Source organism: Paenibacillus sp. JT31N17 (assembly GCF_056269255.1).
Genome location: NZ_JBWDNP010000029.1, coordinates 18,619 through 37,581, shown reverse-complemented (window position 1 = coordinate 37,581; position 18,963 = coordinate 18,619). Strand labels below are relative to the sequence as shown.

Here is an 18,963-nt window from a genome sequence, read left to right as displayed (position 1 = left end):
TCGTGATGGTGTTTCAACGGCTGATACAGCTTCCAGTAAGGAATAACCTCACTGCAGCTTCTTGCCGCACCACTTGTGCGAATGCAGCGAGGAAATGGCGGCTTACAGCCTTCTTATAAGTGCCTCGACATGGTCGGTCCACTAATAAAAAGCAACCATGCAGCAGGTTATTAAGGATTACAGAGAAAAACCAGAAAGCCCCTTCGCATTGCGGAAGGGGCTTTCTGGTTATAGTAATCGTCCGCAGGATGCCTGTTAACCATGGCATCCCGCGTTTATGCCGCGCTAGCCGCGCGATCGGGCGCCGGCCAGAAAGATCCGCGCCGCATTCTCGGCGGCCCGCGCCAGCAGCGGCCGGGCGCCGGCTATTGCATCGTCCAGGCCCATCGGGCCATCGATGATGCTCATCAAGGCTGTGACGCCCTGCGCATACAAGGCGTCAACACCGGGGCCAAGCCCGCCGGAGATGCAGACGGCGGGCACGCCATGCTTGCGGGCAAGACCCGCAACGCCGGCGGGCGCTTTGCCGCCGGCGGTTTGCCCGTCGGTCCGGCCCTCGCCTGTCAGGACGAGGTCCGCTCCCGCAATCACATCCTCCAGCCGGGTAATCCCGGCAATGAGGGTGAAACCCGGGCGCAGCGCAGCGCGCAGCAAGGCCGCGCTGCCCGCGCCCATCCCGCCTGCCGCGCCGGCTCCCGGCAGGCTGTCCACCTGCACGCCGAGCGAGCTGTGCAGCACGGCGGCATAACGCCGCAGGCCGCGGTCGAGACGAAGAACCGCGGCCTCGTCGGCACCTTTCTGCGGCGCGAATATAAAGGCCGCGCCCTGTGTACCATAAAGCGGATTGGTAACGTCGCAGCATACCGTTACCTCTGTTTCCGCCAGCCGGGGATCCGCTGCGGATGCGTCAATGGCAGCCAGCCGCTCCAGCTCTCCCCCGCCGAAGCCGAGCTCGCGGCCTTCGTCATCCAGAAAGCGGAAACCAAGCGCTTGTCCCATTCCCATGCCGCCATCGGTCGTGGCGCTGCCGCCAAGCGTGATCATCATCTTCCGGCTGCCCTGATCAAGAGCGTGGCGGACCAGCTCACCTGTTCCGTAGGTCGTAGCCCCAAGCGAGTCCCGCTCATCAGAGGTGATGAGCGGCAGTCCTGACGCAGCTGCCATCTCGATGACGGCCATGCCGTTTGCCAGCAGCGCATACGCAGCATCCACAGGTTTGCCCAGCGGACCGGTAACGGTTACGTTATACCGTTCTCCTTCTATGGAAGCCAGGAGAGCGTCAATTGTGCCTTCCCCTCCATCGGCTACAGGAATAGAGACTATCTCGGCATGAGGAGCGGCGCGTTTAACCCCCTCGCCCATTGCTTCGGCCACCTCGGCGCTGCTCAGACTTCCCTTGAATGAATCAGGAGCAATGACAACCTTGAATGGACGACTCCCGTCCAATTGTTCCGAATCGCTCATCGTACTTCCCCCTTATTGATCTGCTTGGTTATTGCTGTTTCTCCCAACCCGATCCATTTACCAATCCTCAACAATGGCCGGTGCGCCGTCTGGCAGTGCCAGACGAAGCTCTGCACAGCGCCGATCATCCCGGACGCCTGTTTCGTCCATCACTCCCGCCGGTCCGGCGGCAGCAGGATGGACAGAAGGCCGATCAGCGGCAGGATGCTGGAGTATGTCATAACATCCGCCAGTCCCCATACTTCAGCCAGTTTACCGAGCACCACCGCTCCAAGAGCGCCCATGCCAAAAGCAAAGCCGGTAATCAGGCCCGACGCCATGCCGACCTTGCCCGGCAGCAGCTCCTGCGCATAAACGACGCTTACCGAGAAGCCGGACATGATAATAAAACCCAATATAAATATAATCGGATACACCCAGCCTAGCGGCATATGCGGGAGCAATAAAGCAAACGGGGCAGAGCCGCCTATGGAAAATAAAATCATTTTCTTACGGCCGATTTTGTCCGCCATTACGCCACCGAAGAAGGTTCCGAGAACACCTGCAGCCATAAACAGAAAAATCGGCACCTGCGCGGCTTTAACGGAAAGCCCGTAACTTGTTTCTACATAAAACTGATAAAATGTCGAAATGCCGCTGACATACCAGGATCGTGCGAACACCAGCAGAACCAGAATCGAAAGCGCCATAACAATGACTGACCGCTCCCGTTTGGCATCCTCGTTCATAACCTTGCTAACCGCCCGTTTGATCGGTTTGCCATACAGCGCAAGCTGCTGTTTGTACCATGGCACAACACGCAGCAGAACGAGAATTGCCGCTGCCGCAAGCAGCGTTCCCCATACAGCGCCCTTCTGGCCAAGCGGCACGAATATGAAGATCGTCATCAGCGGCGCCAGCGAGCTGCCCGTGTTCCCGCCAACCTGATAGATCGATTGCGCCAGAGCGCGGCGGCCGCCGGCAGCGAAGAATACAACCCTTGAACCCTCGGGATGAAAGACGGCTGAGCCTATCCCGACAAATACAACGGCAAGCAGCACGAGCCAGAAGCTCGGCGCATATGCCAGACCAGCCATCCCGAGCAGACTCATGCCCATCCCAACCGGGAGCATCCAGGGAGAAGGACGCTTATCCGAGAAGAAGCCGACGAGCGGCTGCATCACCGATGAGGTCATGTTAAGCGTGAAAGCAATCCAGCCGATTTGGCCATATGACAGCAGAAGCGATTTTTGCAAAATCGGAAACAGGGCGGACACGACGGCTTGCATCGTATCATTAAGCATGTGAACAGAGCTGATGGCAAATAAAATGGCGTACAGGGTTCCCGTTTGAACCGTGGTCGAGCGCATTTGCGTTGCTGTGGACAATTCATTACCGCCTTTCACAGCTGCTGCAGAAATACCCGTTTCTGCTGGCAACTTAAGAAGAAACAGCCTCTGCCGTTCCCGGATCTTTTTATTGTTATATTTCCAAACGATTATCTTCTTCTGCACCTGCTGCTGCCCATTCCTGGAACAGACTCGACATATTTCCCGGGTAATCGCAGGAACAATCCCGCTAATTTCTGGAAATGAAAACGTTGACACTAATCCACATGGTCGTTACACTTTGATTAGGATGAGCCCATATCAAAGGGGGAAATATGATGCCGAGCATTCAATCTAAATATAAGATTTTTGGCGGGCTTCGCCTCGCTGCAGCTGCATGCCTCATCGCCGCACTGCTCTCCGGCTGCTCTCTGCTGCCCGAGGAAGAAGAGGCGCTGCAGCCTCCGATTCAGCAGAAAAGACAGACCGATCAGGAAACCGCCCTGGTGAAAAAAGGGAGTATCGAACGGTATCTGGATTCTACTGCAACGGCGTTGTCCAGCAGCAATACTTCCGTTTCCTTCCCCGAATCCGGCGGACGAATCAAACAGATGTTTGTTCAGGCAGGCGATCTCATCTCGGCTGGCTCACCGATCGCGGAGCTGGACACAGGAGATTTGCAGACGCGCATCAAGCTGCAGAAGCTGAGCGTGGAGCAGAAGCAGATCGTCTTCTCCACAACGGTAAAGTCTGAAGCCGACAAGAAGGATTCCCGCCTCACCCAGATTGATCTTGACCGGGAGAAGCTGATTCTGGAATCGCTTGAGAGCGAATACCAAAAATCCTTGCTGCTTGCTCCCGTAAGCGGTAAAATCACGTATCTGTCGGTTCCCGATCCAGGCGAGGGAGTGACGGCCTTCCAGACCGTCGCCACCATTTCCAATCCGGATTCGATCGATCTGATTTACGAAGCCACCGACATCAAAAGTATTACCGGAATCAAAAAGGATACGCCGGTTGCGATTACCTACAGCGGGAAAACCTATCAGGGAAAAGTCGCACAAATCCCATCCACTGCGCCCAAGACCAGTGATCCCAATCTTCAGAAACGCAACGCCAAGGCTCTAATCATCGCCTTTAACGCGCCCAAGCCCGTAATAAAAATTGGCGAATATGCCGGGATCAAGCTGTTTATTGAGAAGAAGGATAATGTCCTTATCATTCCGCGTTCAGCCCTTCGGACCTTCCTGGGCCGTTCGACTGTGCAGGTGATCGATGGCGAGCGCGTCAAGGAGCTGGACGTCCAGACCGGACTTATGACCTCTGGCGAGGTGGAAATCGTCAAAGGTCTTGAAGAAGGACAGAAAGTCATTATCAATTAATTAACCGGACGCCTGCCGGATTCGTTATGGCGCTATCGTATCGGATAATCGATTACAACCACATTGTCCAATATACCGTCAAGCAGCTTTACAAACTGTTGATGAAGCGGATGGGGACCATACTGCTGCAGCGCCTCGCGGCTGTCAAAGGTCACGCGGAGCCCCAGTGTATATCCGTGAATATTCCCCGTCTCCTCCGTCACATTCAAGCCGGCCGTCAGTTCAATAAGTCCCGGTATTTGCCCTTTGAAGGCGTACAGGGTGTCCAGCAGCAGCTTCTCCTGTTCTCCGGAGATGGAGTCCTTGAATTTAAATGAAACCAGATGCTCATACATGCTTGGTAAACCTCCATTATATGGTTTGGATGAAGACTTCTGTCCCTATTATATATCAATCTTCCTGAAAATGAGCAGCCCCCGCACATGAAACTTTGTCCGGGGGCTGTTCATTTATATGATTAATATTATCCACCGGCTGCTGGACAGGCCCGATCCGTGTGTTTAAATTCCTTTTAAGGTAAAGGAGAACGCATAGGTTTTATTGGCATGCAGCACATATTCGGGATGTGCCTGAGCACCCCAGCTGTCATCTCCGCCGACACCCATCTGCTTGTGATTGATGCGTACAACCGTCTTGTTGCTGCGCGGCAGCTTATAGACATGATCGTGATTCTCCAGCTCCGATGGCGTATGCGGCAGCACGTTCAGCTCAACTGCCGGCGAACCAATGATTGCAAGCCCCGCTCCTTGACCATTCGTGACGGAAGCATGCCTCACGCCCATTTTATTCCCGCATTCCTGCGGACGGAGATAAGGTACGAATTGGTCAGCCACTTTGCCCCTGTATAGACCAAGCTTCGCTCCCGATTGGCGGTCCCAATACGATTCATGCGGCCCCTTGCCGTACCATTCGAGATTTTCGTATGAGCCATCCATGACGAGCATAACGCCAATCTCCGGAATTTCCGGAAGATTTTCTCCTGGAGTGAGCTGTTCATACACTTCAATCTCACCTGCTGCCTTCACGGTATAGACCAGCTCGCATTCCGATGCTGTTGTGGTCGGCAGGAAATAGCTTCCGCGCACGATAACCCGGTCCTGCAGCACCTCCCAGGTCAGCTCGCGCAAAATCCGCTCTTCTCCCGCAGAACGCCAGGTAGCGCTGCGTTCATGCTGCTTGTTGCCGCGGTCATTGTCTGTGTAAGCACGCCAGAAATTCGGTATCAAGGCGCTGCTCAGCAGCTCATTGCCCTTTACAATGAAGGAAGAGAGACTCCCTGTAGCTTTATCGAAGCTGGCAGAGAAGCCTTGACCGGCAACGGTCAGGGAATCTGCATCTTCTTCAGCCGAGAGTGCAGCCGATAAGCCTGGATTCTTGGCGCCAGTCACAAAAGCCATGCGCGGTGCAGGAAGAACGAACTGCTGAAAGGCAACCTCATGTCCGGCCTCAGCCCATTCCGAAGCCTGCTTCGTCAGGAAGCTTACGGTCAATACGGCTTCCCCATTCTTGTAGGCAATCCCCTCCAGAGGGATTGTTATTTCCTGAGTTTCGCCCGGTGCTATGGCAGCATGTCCGGTGCCTTGGTTCTCAGTATGCCCGTCCATCGTCACAACCCACTGCAGCGTATAGTCGCCCAGATTGGTGAAGAGAAATTTATTCTCGACCTTCAAAACGCCTTTTTCCATATCAACCGCGGTTATGCGGATGTTCTCATAGCATTTCTTAACCTCATAAAGCTTGGGAGAGACCGTACGGTCCGCGAAAATAATTCCGTTGCCGCAGAAATTGCCGTCATGCGGATTCTCGCCGAAGTCCCCGCCGTACGCCATATATTCGACGCCATCCGTATTCCTGGTCCATATTGCCTGATCGACCCAATCCCAGATAAATCCTCCCTGCAGCACAGGATAGCGGTCGAACAGCTCCGTATAGTGATGCAGGCCGCCGCATGAATTGCCCATCGCATGGCTGTACTCGCAGAGAATAAAGGGCTTCTTGGGTTTGTTCAGCGCATACTCCTCGATCTTGGCTGGTCTAGTGTACATCTGGCTCTCCATGTCGGAGGCCGCCTCCGACGCGCGCCACTGAAAGACGCCTTCATAATGAACCAGTCGTGTAGGATCCGCCTCACGCAGGAAATCATGCATTTTCACAAAATTATCGCCGCCATGCGATTCATTTCCCAGGGACCAGATGATGATCGAAGGGTGATTCTTGTCGCGCTGCAGCATGGAATTGGCACGGTCAAGCACATTGGCTGTCCATTCCGGACGGCTCGCAGGAACGGTTGAAGCGCTGAATTCATCCTGCAGGTAGGTCCAGCTGCCATGCGTCTCCAGATTGGTTTCGTCTATGACATACAAGCCGTATTCATCGCACAGATCATACCATTTTGGATGATTCGGATAATGAGAAGTCCGGACGGCATTAATATTATAAGCCTTCATCAGCTTCACATCCGCGACCATTTCTTCATAGCTGATCGCTCTGCCCGTAAGACAGGAGAATTCATGGCGGTTGACGCCCTTGAACACGATCCTTTTGCCGTTAATGAGCATCAAACCATCCTTCAGCTCGAACGTGCGGAAGCCGATACGGAAGTTTACAACCTCCAGCAGATGGCCCGCCTCGTCCTTCAAGCTGAGCACAAGCGAATACAGATTAGGATGCTCGGCGCTCCATTTGAGCGGATCGATAATATCCTGAACCGCCTCAATATCGATGGACGGCGCTGCGTTCAGCGCGGCGGACAGGCTCAGCGGCTCGGCCAGAACCGTGTGTCCCCTGGAATCATACAGCTGCGCTTCGACAGTCAGCACACCCAGATTCTCCTCAAAGGCATTCCTTATGGTCGCCCTGATGTTAAGCTTGGCGTCCTTGTAGTTTCCGTCCAGCTCTGTCGTAACATAGCAATCATACAGATGCGCTTTAGGCGTGGTGTACAAATACACATCGCGGAAGATGCCGCTCATCCGCCAGAAATCCTGATCCTCCAGCCAGCTTGCATCGCACCAGCGGTACACTTCAACCGCCAGCTTGTTCTCTCCTTCAATGAGGTAAGGCGTCAGATCAAATTCGGCCGGAGTAAACGTATCCTCGCTGTAACCGACAAGATCGCCGTTCACCCATACATAAAAAGCCGATTCCACCCCTTGAAAGCTGATGTAAACGGGCTGGCCCTTCCAGTCGCTTGGAACCGTAAAGGTTCGCACATACGAGCCTACCGGATTATATTTTGTCGGGGCAAAAGGAGGCATCAGCTCCTCTGTTTCCTCCCATGGATAGCGGATATTCGTATACTGCGGATAATCATAGCCTTGCAGCTGCCAATGGGCGGGAACCGTAATTTCATCCCATGCGCTGCTGTCGAAGCCTTGTTCGTAGAAATTTGCGATCCGTTTATCAGGCGTTGGCGCCCAGGCAAACTTCCATTGTCCGCTTAGAAGCTTCACATTTGGCGATGACAGGCTGTCGCCTTTAAGCGCATCTTCTACCGTTTCGAAAGGAATAAGCGCCGTATGCGCCTTCATCCGGTTTAATTGAAAGATTTCGGGATTGTTGTTCCACTCCGGGTAACCGTTGGCAGGAGGGCTGTATACGTATTTCTTTTTCACCTTTACACCTCTTCTGTACAGATTAAACGCTTAACTTCACTTTAGCGAATCCCGACGGTACAAGTAAATGCAATAATCAGGCAGGGAATATCGAAAAAAGGAATAGAAAAAAGAGAGCATACCGGATATGGGTATGCTCCCCTGGAAGAATCCGCCTTATTCAAAACGCAGCGCCTCGATCGGACGCAGACCGGAGGCCTTATTCGCCGGAAACAGCCCGAACAGGACTCCGATGAAGACCGAGAAGCCGAATGCCAGTCCGATCACAGGCATGGAGATCACCACCGTCATGCTCATCGTCCTGGACAAAATCTGGGCTACTCCGACACCGATACCCACCCCGAGCAGTCCGCCCAGGCCGCTGAGCGCGATGGCTTCGATCAGAAACTGGATCAGAATATCCTTCTTCTTGGCGCCGATCGCCTTGCGGATGCCGATTTCCCGCGTCCGCTCCGTCACCGACACGAGCATAATATTCATAATTCCGATCCCGCCGACCAAGAGTGAGATGGCCGCCACCCCGCCCAGCGCGAGCGAAAGCGTACCCGAGATGCTGCTGAACGAGTCCAGCAGATCCTGCTGATTGAAGACGCGGAAGCTGTTCGTATCGCCGCGGAATTTCTTCGTCAGCGCCGCCTCAAGCTCAGCCGTAACCGCGTCCATCTGGTCCGAGGCTGCAACCTGGACATTAATGGTTTTCACGCCCTTGGATTTGAACAGGCGCTCGGAGGTTGTAATCGGAATGATGATCACCTCGTCATTGGAGCCGGTGAGCGAGCTTCCCTTGGCAGCCAGCACGCCGACGACTTTATAACGTACGCCATTGAGGAGAAAGGACTGCCCGACCGCATTGTCCGAACCAAACAGGTCCGTTGCCGTTGTTGCCCCGAGAATCGCGATCTTCTGGTAGTAATCGAGATCGATTTGGGATACGAACCGCCCCGCCGCCAGTCCGTAATCCTTCAAATCCAGATAATCCGCCGTCGTCCCTACTACGCTGACAGAGACCGACTCCGACCCGTTCTTGCCGTTCCCGGTCGACTGGTTGATGGGTGCGGCAAATTCGATGTTATCCTTGTCGGTTATTTCTTCCGCTTCTTTATAATCTATTGTGGTTTGTGAGCCGCGGCCCGTTATATTAACAGTCAGAAGGTTGGTTCCCAGGCTCTCCACCTGATCGGTAACCGATTTGGTCGTACCCTGGCCGACTCCGACAAGCGCGATAACGGCCGCAACCCCGATAATAATGCCGAGCATCGTAAGCAGCGATCGCATTTTGTTGGATAGTATACTTTTAATTGCCATTTTGAAGGCTTGGCTGACGTTCACTTCTCGAATCACCGCCTTCCTCGCTGATTTGGCCGTCCTGTATGCGGACCACCCGTCTTGCCTGTTCGGAGATTTTCAGGTCATGCGTGATCAGGACAATCGTATGGCCTTCCTTATTAAGCTCCTTCATCAGCGACATGACCTCAACGCCCGTGCGCGTATCCAGCGCGCCGGTCGGTTCATCGGCAAGCAGGATAGGAGGGTTGCCTGCAAGCGCCCTGGCGATTGCCACCCGCTGCTGCTGACCGCCCGACAGCTCGCTTGGCCGGTGCCCGACGCGTCCCTCGAGACCCACCTTGCGCAGCGCCTCGATTGCCTGCTCCTTGCGCACCTTGCCGGGAATTCCCCTATAGATCAGCGGAAGCTCGACATTCTCGAGCGCGGACAGCTTGTTCAGCAGGTTGAAGCCCTGAAAAATAAAACCGATTTTCTTATTGCGGATTTCCGCAAGCCGGCTTTCGCGAAGCCGGCTCACTTCCTCCCCGTCCAGCCAATAGGCCCCGGAGGTGGGGGCATCCAGGCAGCCGATCACATTCATCAGCGTCGATTTGCCGGAGCCGGACGGACCGATAATGGCAATAAAATCACCATAATCGATGCGAAGCGAGATATCGCTGAGTGCATGAACGGTTTCTCCGCCCATTTTATACTGTTTGGATAAGGTCTCGATGCGAATGAGCGGTTCACGTTTCGCTTCCATTATCCTGCCCCTCCGCCGCGGGCGGCCGAAGCGCCGGCACTACGCTGTCCGCCGCCCTGGAATCCACCGCCTCCGCCTGCTCCGAATCGGGTGGCGCCTCCTCCCCCGCCGAGTCCGCCTAAACCGCCCAAGGCGCCTATTGCCGCCTGCTGCTGGTTAGCGCCAGTCGATGGGGTAATGACTGTCGGTAAAACGACCCGCTCCCCTTCCGTCAATCCGGAAAGAACTTCAATATAATCTTCATTATGAATCCCCACCTCGATCATCTGCGGGGTTCCTCCCAATCGGCCGGCTGCGCCGTTCTGGCCGTTTCTTCCGGCAGCAGCCTGCCCTCTGCCGGCTTGACCGCCTCCCGCGCCCCGGAACTGACCGCCATATCCTCCGGCTTGGCCTCCTGCCGCTCCATTTGCTCCGGCACCGCCTTGGCCTCCTGCCGCCCCACTCGCTCCGGCACCGCCTTGGCCTCCTGCCGTTCCATTTGCTCCGGCACCGCCTTGGCCTCCTGCCGCCCCACTCGCTCCAGCACCGCCTTGGCCGCCTGCCGCCCCACTCGCTCCGGCACCGCCTTGGCCTCCTGCCGCCCCACTTGCTCCGGCACCGCCTTGGCCTCCTGCCGCCCCACTCGCTCCAGCACCGCCTTGGCCTCCTGCCGCTCCACTTGCTCCAGCACCGTCTTGGCCACCTGTTCCGGCTCCTGCTTTGCCGCCTGAGTATCCTCCGCCTTCAGCAGTTCGTCCTCTGCCGCCTGCTGCTCCTTGAGCACCTGAAGCTTGCGCCGAGGCAGGAAGAATAACCATATACCTTCCGCCAAGCGATTGGACGGCATCGATAGGCAGCATCAACGTATTCTCCTTCTTCTCCACCTGGATGCTCGCTTCCGCGGACATGCCGGATTTCAGACCTGCAGCCGTATCCAGCGCCACTGTTACGTCGAACGAGGCCACGGCGTTGTTTGCCGTTCCCTCATTGGCTATTTCCGAAACCTTGCCTGTGAACGTTTGATCAGCCAGCGCTTCAACCGTTACTTTCGCGCTTTGACCGACCTTCACCTTGGAAATATCAAGCTCATCGATGCCTACGATAATTTCATAATGATCATAATCCGCAATCTCCATCAGTTCTGTAGAGCCGTTAAGCGTATCCCCGTCAGCCACGGACAATGTCGTGACCGTCCCGCTCACCGGCGCAACAATTGTTTCTTCCGCCACCGCATCCTTCAGATCGGCAATCGTCTCTCTGGATTGATCGATATCCAGCTGCTGCTGCTTCATGCTGAGCTTCAGGCTGCTGATGTTTTTATCATCCGTCTCCATCTTGTACTGGTCCTGCGTACTTTCCAGCTGAAGCAGCTTCTTCTCCAGATTGACCTCCTCGGTCTTGATTTTATCCGTGTTGTCTTCGCCTTCCAGCGTTGCCAGCACGTCGCCTTTCTTCACCTTGTCGCCCTGCTTCACCTTCACTTCGCCAATGACGCCCTGCTTGCCGGACTTCACGGTCTCCTTCTCGGCAGGAGCAATGCTTCCTGTCCCGCTGACATTCACTTCGATTGTGCCTTTAATAACCTGTGCAGTCGCAACTGGAGCAGCTACGACCACTTCTTTCTTGTCCCACTTGAAATAAGCGACGCCCGCCCCCGCAACTAACAGCACTCCGATACCTAATATCCACCACTTTCTCATTGATCGCTACCCGCCTTTCCCCTATTCCCCTGACCAAATTGCTGCTTTCGGATTGTCTGCGCCGTCTTGCCGTCGTCTGCGAGCCAAATCATGACGATATCGCCTTCCTTCAAATCGGAAGCCTGCAGCTGACTTTCACTTGGGCCGCCCTCTCCCCTTGTCATTTCATTTATTGTCGTGCCGGCATTTAACGGTATCGTTGTTTGGTCTGTGGTAGATTCCATCTGGAAGCCGCCTGCAGGCCTCACTCCCTTGCCGCCGCCAAGCCTGTCTCCTTGGGCTCCTGTGGTGTCACCTTGCTGAGCACCGCCAGATGCCGCTTGACCATTTTCGGGTGGAGTTCCCTTGGGCGAAGCTGGGTCCCTTCCCTGCACTTCACCGCCCGGAGCGGATTGACCATCACCTGCGGGAGCTCGTCCACCCGCTCCCTGTCTGCCGCGCACGCCGCCGCCCGGCATTTGCGAAGGCTGTGCTGTCGATTTCAGGACAACAATGGAGTCGGTACTGGCCGCAACCACCTTCGCAATCATATCCGGCATGTTCGCCGCATCCTCGCCTTGCTGGCCGTTCGGAACGGATGCCGTACCGGTTGACTGCACTCCTGCTGCATTGCCGGCCAATGCATTTTCTCCGGCAGCCGTATTGTTTGCCGCGCCGCAGCCTGTCAGCAGCAAAGTCAGCAGCAGCGTTCCAACAGCAAGCTTTATTTTCCATTTTTCCATAAGGCGTTGCTCCCATCTCTCCATGAACATTCTCTCAATCTTCCACGGGTAGAATAGCATTCCTAGATGAATTTAAAATGAAGCAGGAACATTTTGCTATCCGGCAAATTTCGGCTGGTCCAGACACAGGCAGAACCGGTTTCCCCGCCCTCTTGCGGCCAAGTTCGTTTCTTCCCTCCAGACCTTGCAGATATTTGTAAGAGTGACACCTACAAATGTTTATATGGTCACAAAAAAGAAGAGAGCAGACATCGCCCTCTTCTTTGAAACAATTCATATTGTGCTTATTTCGGAACCTACCGTTTATTCTTCGACCTTGAATTTTGGGCTCACCCGGTCGAAGTTCGGATTTTCTCCGCAGACCATCAAGCCCTGGCCCCAATTGATATGCGTATTCACTACCGGGAAATCCGTCGCGCTGCGGTATTGGAACAGTACGTTCCGGCGTGTCCGTTCGCTAAGATTCGCTGGAGATCCATGAATGGTTAGATAATTAAAGAACAATACATCCCCTGCCTCCGCCGGACATGGCGTTCCCATGGAAATCGGATATTCCTTGGCATTCAGATAATGCTTGCCCACATGCGGCAGAGTGCCTTCTTTATGCGAGCCCGGGATAACATGCAGACAGCCGTTCTCAACATTGGCATCGTCCAGATGGACGCTCGCCGCCAGCATCGTATGCTGTTCATGCGGAAAATATGGATGATCCTGATGCATCGGGAATGCGGCGCCGTTCTCGGGCGGCTTGACCAGCATTTTGGAATGATGAAGCTGGACATTGGGGCCGATAATCTGGGACAGTACCGATGTCATGTTGGGATGAACAATAGCGCGCATGAACGAAGCATCGTGATACTGCACGTCATGAAAGCCCTTAAGCACGAGCTTCTTCAGCTCGTCCGGTGGCAAATAATCCCCCTGCCAGGCATGGTTCACGTCTTTGCGGGCATGAGCCGCGCGATCGATGATTTTACCGACGGCCGCACGCATCTCTTCTACCTCGGTTTTATTGAATACGCCTTTGACCAGCAAGTAGCCCTGTTCGTTGTAAAAATCGACATCCTGTGCTTTAATCATGTTAGATCCTCCTGTTTGCTATGAATTCGTTTTCTTACCCTCATTATGCCTTACAAGCGGGTTCGCATCTTTAGCAGATGGGGTCATATTTTTGTCTTTTTACGCCAACTTGTATAGGAGGAAGCTCCTTGTATCATTGGATTGAAAGCGAAACCAGACTGAACCGGCAGGCAGTCCGCATCAAGTCTCCCGACGCCTCCTTTACCGTCCACTACTGGGGGCTTGAGCCCCGGCATTTCAGCAACTCTCTTCACAAGCATTCCTATTTTGAAATCTGCTATGTCCTGGGCGGCGAGGGCGCTTATTTGGATAACGGCACTCTTTATCCGTTGAGCAAGGGAAGCTTGTTCTGTTCCCGGCCGGAAATTAATCACCAAATTATGTCTTCTGCAGGCATGCAGCTGATCTTTATTGCCTTCGAACTGAATGAAAGTGAATGCTCGGAGGAAGTCCGTGCGGCGTTTCAGACACTTGCCGAAACAACCGACGTTTGCAAACATAACGGAGACAATCTGCCTTCTGCGCTGCTTTGGCGGTCACTGCTTACAAGAGAGGACCAACAGCCCGCCATACCGGAATCCTCCCTGCAGGATCTGGCCCGCGCGCTGCTGTTTTCCTTCGTTCCGCTGTTCGTGTTAAAAGCTTCGGGAGAGCGGACCCCGCTCCATCGAAGCTCCGCGCTGCTTCTGAAGCAGGCCAAGCTGTACATCCGCGACAACCTGTCCGATGATGACCTTTCCCTGGGGAAGGTCGCTGCGCATCTGAATGTGTCACCGCGCCATTTGTCCCGTATATTCTCTTCCAATATTCATGAATCCTATTCACAATACGTCCGCCTGCAGCGCGTCCGGCAGTCGGCTGATTTATTGCTTCATTCCGAGCTGTCCATCAAAGTGATAGCAGAAATGACCGGCTTCGGATCTGTCCATTACTATACACGCACCTTCCGCGCGCTAATGAACACAACCCCGGCCAAATACCGCGAGGATTCCTACGCAGGACAGCAAAATCCCCTTCATTCGTAACCGGATGCAGCGTGCAATCAGAACGCAGTATAAGTCCCGCCAGGGACGAAAAACGGCTATCAGCTGGCAATAGCTAATCCGCTTCTCTGCAGCCCCAACGTTATCCCATCCGGCTGTCCAGAGGGTCGAAAACCTCTAGGGTCCCCCTCCGGGGATTTAGAGGGCGATCCCGAAAAGGTAAAAGCGGGTCCCGACAGGGACGAAAAACGAGGCCAGCTGGCAGCAGCTAATCCGCTTCTCTGCAGCGCCAACGTTATCCCATCCGGGTGTCCAGAGGGTCGGAAACCTCTGGGGTCCCCCTAACGGGGGATTTAGGGGGCGATCCCGATTAAAGTCAAAGCGGGTCCCGCCAGGGACGAAAAACGAGGCCAGCTGGCAGCAGCTAATCCGCTTCTCTGCAGCGCCAACGTTATCCCATCCGGCTGTCCAGCGGGTCGGAAACCTTTGGGGTCCCCTCCGGGGGGTTTAGGGGGCAACAAGTCTTCTCGCTTCGGCCCATTTCTCGTTGTAGCTCCGAAAAGCCTGCTTCAAATCGGCTGCCGCGATAAACTCCTGAATGTAATCGCCTGACCAAAAAGCGATCTGCGCTTTATCGCCAAGCTTCAGGAAATTGTCGCTCGGCGACTGCCGCTCGAGATAGATGGGATTGAAGGTCTGAAACTGCTTGAGCTGAGGAAGCTCCGAGGTCTTGGTCTGCTCGACCGGCAGAAATCCGGAATCATTCACGTAGCCGGATTCCTTAACGAAGAATTCAATCCATTCCTTGGCCAGCTCCTTATTCTCGCTGAACTTGCTGACGCCGACAAACCAGTCCGGACTGAGCGCCACATATCGTTTATCCGCTTTATTATCGTAAGGAAACGGAAAGAAACCGATCTCGGATGAATCCGCTCCTGCATCGATGACCTGCTTGATGACCCAGTTCCCCAGAAAATACATCGCTGCCTGTCCGCCCGCAATTTGGCTTTTGGACATTTCCCAGTTGTTCGCGATCAGGTCCTTCTCGGTATAGCCGCGTCCAATCAGCGTCTTGACGATCCCGATCGCTTTGCCCCAGGGATTATCAAGCTGCCACGGAGCATCGGTATAAACCATATTATTCAAATAGCCCGCATCGCCGGCCATACTGCCAACCAGATTCTCACCCCACTCCAGCATTGGCCACTGGGCACCGTAATTCAAATAAATCGGTATGATTCCCGCCTGCTTCAGCTGCTGACAAGCCATATAGAACTCGTCCAGCGTCGTGGGAATATCCGTTATGCCCGCCTTCTCAAATGCCTTCTTGTTATAGACGATGCCTTCTGTGGAAATCCCTGTCGTCAAACCGTAACGAACGCCATTATAGGCCTTGTAACCGGAGAACCGCATTCCCTCGAACATCTCCGGATCAAGCGGCTCAAAGTAATTGGCGAGCTCCTCATTGGTTATATTATTGGGCAGCAGCAGCACATCTCCCATTGTCCGGGTGGACAGGCGAACGAGAACATCGCTTGTATAATTGGCAGGGGCATCAAATTCCACAACCGCTTCCGGATGGGACTTCTGAAACTGATCGGCGTATTTCTGAAAGACGCCATTCTCCACCAGATCGACCCGATTCGTCAGAACGACAAGTGTCTGCTTGCCCTCGGCCTGCGGATGATCCGGATTTGAGGGAGAGGGTTCAGATACCGCTCCTTCCTCCGGCTTGCACCCTGCAGCCAGGCCGGTACACAGAATCAGAATCGTCATGGCCGTAATCACGAATTTCCATCTGAGCCTGCTCATCCTATTCCCCTCCCCCTTTACCGGCAAACGGCAGCAGCAGCTCCACCACTGTGCCTCTTCCGGATTCACTGAACACCTTCACGCCAAAGCCGCTTCCATAGTGAAGCCTGATTCTTTCATTCACATTCGCAAGCCCTATCCCGCTTCCGCTTGAGCCCGCCGGATTTCCGCCAGCCTGTGCGAGCGCCACGGCTTGTCCCGACAAATTACGGTTCAACCGCTCCAGCGTCTCCCCGGTCATCCCCAGCCCGTCATCGGTGATCCGCAGAATAACATGCTCCTTAGCTATCTCCGCTGCAACATTAATATGCATGAGCGGCTTATCGTCGTCCATGCCGTGATAGATCGCATTCTCCACTATCGGCTGAAGCACAAGCTTGATGATGGAATAGCCAGCCAGCTGCTGCGGAGCGTCAATCCTCAGCTCAAAACGGCCGGGATAGCGGTAATTCAGCAGCTCCACATAGTGGCGTACATGATCCAGCTCGCTCGCCAGCGTCACTTCCTCGTGCAAATCGCTGATGCTGTAGCGCAGCAGCCTGCCGAGGATCGCCAGCATATTGGCCGCATCGCGGTCGTCATTGAGCTCGGCCGCCATGCGGATCGATTCCAGCGTATTATACATGAAATGCGGATTGATCTGGCTTTGCAGCGCATGCAGCTCCGCCTCCTTCTTCTTCGTCTCCATCACATAAATATCTGCAATCAACTGATCGATCTGCAGAATCATCTGGTTGAACTGACTGCCGAGCTGCCCGATTTCATCGCGGCGCCTGACCTGGAACTGGACATCGAAGTCCCCGTCCTGGACACGCCGCATCAGGCGAATCATCGTGCGCAGCGGCCTGGTCAATGCGAAGGAAAAGAAGATCGAGATGAGCAGCGCGATGCCGATGGTCAGAAAAGTCGCAATCCACGTCACGTTGCGGATCACCACCGAATCCCGTGTCAGCTCCTTGGCGGGAATGGAAATAATCATTTTCCAGGCGTTATGGGAAGAGGCGGCATAGATGTACAGACGGCGTTCTCCGCCCTCGTTCAGATAAAAGCTTCCATTCTCCCCGGTCGCCTGCTTCAGCATCGGCTGATCCGCAATATTGGCGGTCAGCAGCTTCCTCCCGGAGTCGTAAACGACATTGCCATCCGCATCGACAATAAGCGACTTACCGTGAGTAACCCGATCCAGCTTGACCACCTGATCCTCAATAACGCTGATATTGGCGTCAACGGCAATCATCCCGACATCCTTCAAGGACTTATCAATGATTTTCCGGACGACGGTAAATGCATATTTCACGCTTTTGAGATTGCTGGTGTATTTTTGCGTGCTGAACAGGACAGCCTCGCCTGCCGTATCCCGCATCCTTTGCTCCCACAGCTCATAGCTTTCCTTTATATTGGTGCGGATGCCGGATTTGGCCGAGTAGTAACCGTTTCCATATTGATCGAAAATATAGACCGAATTCGCGCCCCGCTTGATGTTATTGATATATGAAATATTGCCCTCGATTCCCCGCTGGATTGACAGGAGCAGATCAAAATCGGTCGGCACCGAATTGCCTTCGCCGCCCCCGGAGAATTGTGCGCGCTGCTCATAATAACGGTTGGAGCGGATCAGGTTCTGCCTGATATCATCCTGATAAGCCGGAATGGAAGAGATCCGGACCATATCTTCAATATAATCGTCAACCCGGTCCATCATGTTGCTGAGCATGTTCGTGGAGTATACGATCGTATTATGCTCGATGGAATGGGAATAATTCCGGTAGGAAACGACGCCAATAAACGTAAGCGGAAGTATGACGAGCAGCAGAAACACCAGCAGCAGCTTGCGCTCCATCCTCATATCGCTTACTTTTGACCAAGCCTGACGCAATCGGTTGCCGGAATTCATGCTGGATGTCTCCTTAGCTGTGAGCATTAGCGCGTTCTTAAGTAGCTTCAACAAAACAGCCCGAACCCCTCGCTTGCAGGTGCCGGACTGCTTTGTTCAAGCTTTTACTGCTGGGTCAAAATAATCGGACCGTCCTCTGTTATCGCGATCGTGTGCTCGTATTGGGCAGACAGGCTGCCGTCAAATGTCCTTGCTGTCCATCCGTCTTCATCGATCTTGCAGTTCGGCCCGCCCACATTCAGCATCGGCTCAATGGTGAATACCATGCCTTCCTTGATGCGCGTGCCGCGGCCAGCTGGCCCGTAATGGGGAACCTGAGGCTCCTCATGCATAATTTGCCCGATTCCGTGGCCGATAAACTGCCGCACGACCGAGAAATTTTGCGCTTCCGCGAATACCTGGATCGCATGGGACACATCGCCGATCCGATTGCCCGGAACCGCCATTTCGATCCCCTTGTAGAGCGATTGCTCCGTTACGTCCAGCAGATGGGCGGCTTCTTCCGAAATACTGCCGACCGCATAGGACCAGGCCGAATCCGCAAGCCATCCCTCCAGATTGACAACCATATCGATGGTCACAATATCTCCGTCCTTCAGACGGTACTGGCCCGGGAAGCCATGACAAATCACGTCATTGACGGAAGCGCAGGTGGCGTATGGATAACCTTTATACCCTTTTTGCTCCGGCGTTGCCCCGTGATCTCTCATAAACTTCTCGGCAAACCCGTCAATTTCGATCGTTGTGATGCCGGGGCTGATCAGCTTTCTGATTTCTCTATGACAGGCGGCCAGCACCTCTCCGGCCTGTTTCATTTTATGAATTTGATCTTTTGTTTTTATAGTGAGCATGTCAATCTCCTTTATGATCATGATTATGTTCATTGTAAAGCTCTGCGCCTGCTTTTTCAAACGATGGCATTAATATAGTATGAAGGAAGAGCCGGCATCGTCCTTTACCTTTGCTGCAAAATTAGTTCTGCTGCCGCCATCACAAA

Annotated in this window: 14 protein-coding genes; 2 read left to right on the top strand and 12 right to left on the bottom strand. The window is 54.2% G+C overall.

The features are described 5' to 3' along the window. Positions 1-285: 285 nt before the first annotated feature. Both AC0YOB_RS37790 and AC0YOB_RS37785 read right to left on the bottom strand, forming a co-directional pair. Positions 286-1,464, bottom strand: coding sequence for a glycerate kinase (locus tag AC0YOB_RS37790; protein WP_475797139.1), 1,179 nt, complete (start codon positions 1,462-1,464; stop codon positions 286-288). Between the two features lie 149 nt (positions 1,465-1,613). Then, on the bottom strand, positions 1,614-2,813 hold the full coding sequence (locus AC0YOB_RS37785; protein ID WP_475797140.1) for an MFS transporter: 1,200 nt from the start codon (positions 2,811-2,813) through the stop codon (positions 1,614-1,616). A gap of 296 nt (positions 2,814-3,109) precedes the next feature. Here AC0YOB_RS37785 and AC0YOB_RS37780 point away from each other — a divergent pair, with 296 nt between their 5' ends. Then, the gene (locus AC0YOB_RS37780; RefSeq protein WP_475797138.1) at positions 3,110-4,153 is read left to right on the top strand and encodes an efflux RND transporter periplasmic adaptor subunit; all 1,044 of its coding nucleotides are present in this window, start codon (positions 3,110-3,112) and stop codon (positions 4,151-4,153) included. A gap of 32 nt (positions 4,154-4,185) precedes the next feature. Here AC0YOB_RS37780 and AC0YOB_RS37775 read toward each other — a convergent pair whose 3' ends face one another. From AC0YOB_RS37775 to AC0YOB_RS37745, 7 genes are all read right to left on the bottom strand, one after another. Further along, on the bottom strand, positions 4,186-4,488 hold the full coding sequence (locus tag AC0YOB_RS37775; protein ID WP_210046799.1) for a Dabb family protein: 303 nt from the start codon (positions 4,486-4,488) through the stop codon (positions 4,186-4,188). A gap of 165 nt (positions 4,489-4,653) precedes the next feature. Beyond that, positions 4,654-7,767 carry a beta-galactosidase, LacZ type gene (gene lacZ / locus AC0YOB_RS37770; protein WP_475797137.1) on the bottom strand — a complete coding sequence of 1,038 codons (3,114 nt, stop codon included), beginning with the start codon at positions 7,765-7,767 and terminating at the stop codon, positions 4,654-4,656. 156 nt (positions 7,768-7,923) lie between these two features. After that, complete coding sequence (locus tag AC0YOB_RS37765) at positions 7,924-9,096, bottom strand: ABC transporter permease (protein ID WP_475797136.1); 1,173 nt, start codon at positions 9,094-9,096, stop codon at positions 7,924-7,926. After that, a complete protein-coding gene (locus tag AC0YOB_RS37760) occupies positions 9,062-9,796 on the bottom strand; it encodes an ABC transporter ATP-binding protein (RefSeq protein ID WP_475797135.1) in 735 nt (244 codons plus the stop codon). The genes AC0YOB_RS37765 and AC0YOB_RS37760 overlap by 35 nt, the downstream gene beginning before the upstream one ends. Then, entirely contained in the window at positions 9,796-11,475 is a 1,680-nt protein-coding gene (locus AC0YOB_RS37755; RefSeq protein ID WP_475797134.1) for an efflux RND transporter periplasmic adaptor subunit, read from the bottom strand. Before AC0YOB_RS37755 ends, AC0YOB_RS37760 begins: the two co-directional genes overlap by 1 nt. Then, positions 11,472-12,197, bottom strand: a complete 726-nt coding sequence (locus tag AC0YOB_RS37750; protein WP_475797133.1) for a hypothetical protein — start codon at positions 12,195-12,197, stop codon at positions 11,472-11,474. The genes AC0YOB_RS37755 and AC0YOB_RS37750 overlap by 4 nt, the downstream gene beginning before the upstream one ends. A 303-nt stretch (positions 12,198-12,500) precedes the next feature. Continuing rightward, on the bottom strand, positions 12,501-13,277 hold the full coding sequence (locus AC0YOB_RS37745; RefSeq protein ID WP_475797132.1) for a phytanoyl-CoA dioxygenase family protein: 777 nt from the start codon (positions 13,275-13,277) through the stop codon (positions 12,501-12,503). Between the two features lie 128 nt (positions 13,278-13,405). On the opposite strand from AC0YOB_RS37745, the gene AC0YOB_RS37740 reads away from it, so the two are divergent. Further along, entirely contained in the window at positions 13,406-14,302 is an 897-nt protein-coding gene (locus tag AC0YOB_RS37740; RefSeq protein ID WP_475797131.1) for an AraC family transcriptional regulator, read from the top strand. Positions 14,303-14,767: 465 nt separating this feature from the next. On the opposite strand, the gene AC0YOB_RS37735 is transcribed toward AC0YOB_RS37740, so the two are convergent. From AC0YOB_RS37735 to map, 3 genes are all read right to left on the bottom strand, one after another. After that, a complete protein-coding gene (locus AC0YOB_RS37735) occupies positions 14,768-16,072 on the bottom strand; it encodes an ABC transporter substrate-binding protein (protein WP_475797130.1) in 1,305 nt (434 codons plus the stop codon). Position 16,073: 1 nt separating this feature from the next. After that, positions 16,074-17,966: a sensor histidine kinase gene (locus tag AC0YOB_RS37730; protein WP_475797129.1), complete on the bottom strand. Its 1,893-nt coding sequence runs from the start codon at positions 17,964-17,966 to the stop codon at positions 16,074-16,076. Positions 17,967-18,070: 104 nt separating this feature from the next. Next, positions 18,071-18,817, bottom strand: coding sequence for a type I methionyl aminopeptidase (gene map / locus AC0YOB_RS37725; protein WP_475797128.1), 747 nt, complete (start codon positions 18,815-18,817; stop codon positions 18,071-18,073). Positions 18,818-18,963: the final 146 nt, after the last annotated feature.

Bases quoted from the DNA above. Each gene is read 5' to 3' on its own strand.
- AC0YOB_RS37750 (WP_475797133.1), bottom strand. From the start codon at position 12,197: ATGGAAAAATGGAAAATAAAGCTTGCTGTTGGAACGCTGCTGCTGACT.
- AC0YOB_RS37745 (WP_475797132.1), bottom strand. From the start codon at position 13,277: ATGATTAAAGCACAGGATGTCGATTTTTACAACGAACAGGGCTACTTG.
- AC0YOB_RS37735 (WP_475797130.1), bottom strand. From the start codon at position 16,072: ATGAGCAGGCTCAGATGGAAATTCGTGATTACGGCCATGACGATTCTG.
- AC0YOB_RS37760 (WP_475797135.1), bottom strand. From the start codon at position 9,796: ATGGAAGCGAAACGTGAACCGCTCATTCGCATCGAGACCTTATCCAAA.
- AC0YOB_RS37785 (WP_475797140.1), bottom strand. From the start codon at position 2,813: ATGCGCTCGACCACGGTTCAAACGGGAACCCTGTACGCCATTTTATTT.
- AC0YOB_RS37755 (WP_475797134.1), bottom strand. From the start codon at position 11,475: ATGAGAAAGTGGTGGATATTAGGTATCGGAGTGCTGTTAGTTGCGGGG.
- AC0YOB_RS37775 (WP_210046799.1), bottom strand. From the start codon at position 4,488: ATGTATGAGCATCTGGTTTCATTTAAATTCAAGGACTCCATCTCCGGA.
- AC0YOB_RS37730 (WP_475797129.1), bottom strand. From the start codon at position 17,966: ATGAATTCCGGCAACCGATTGCGTCAGGCTTGGTCAAAAGTAAGCGAT.
- AC0YOB_RS37790 (WP_475797139.1), bottom strand. From the start codon at position 1,464: ATGAGCGATTCGGAACAATTGGACGGGAGTCGTCCATTCAAGGTTGTC.
- map (WP_475797128.1), bottom strand. From the start codon at position 18,817: ATGCTCACTATAAAAACAAAAGATCAAATTCATAAAATGAAACAGGCC.
- AC0YOB_RS37780 (WP_475797138.1), top strand. From the start codon at position 3,110: ATGCCGAGCATTCAATCTAAATATAAGATTTTTGGCGGGCTTCGCCTC.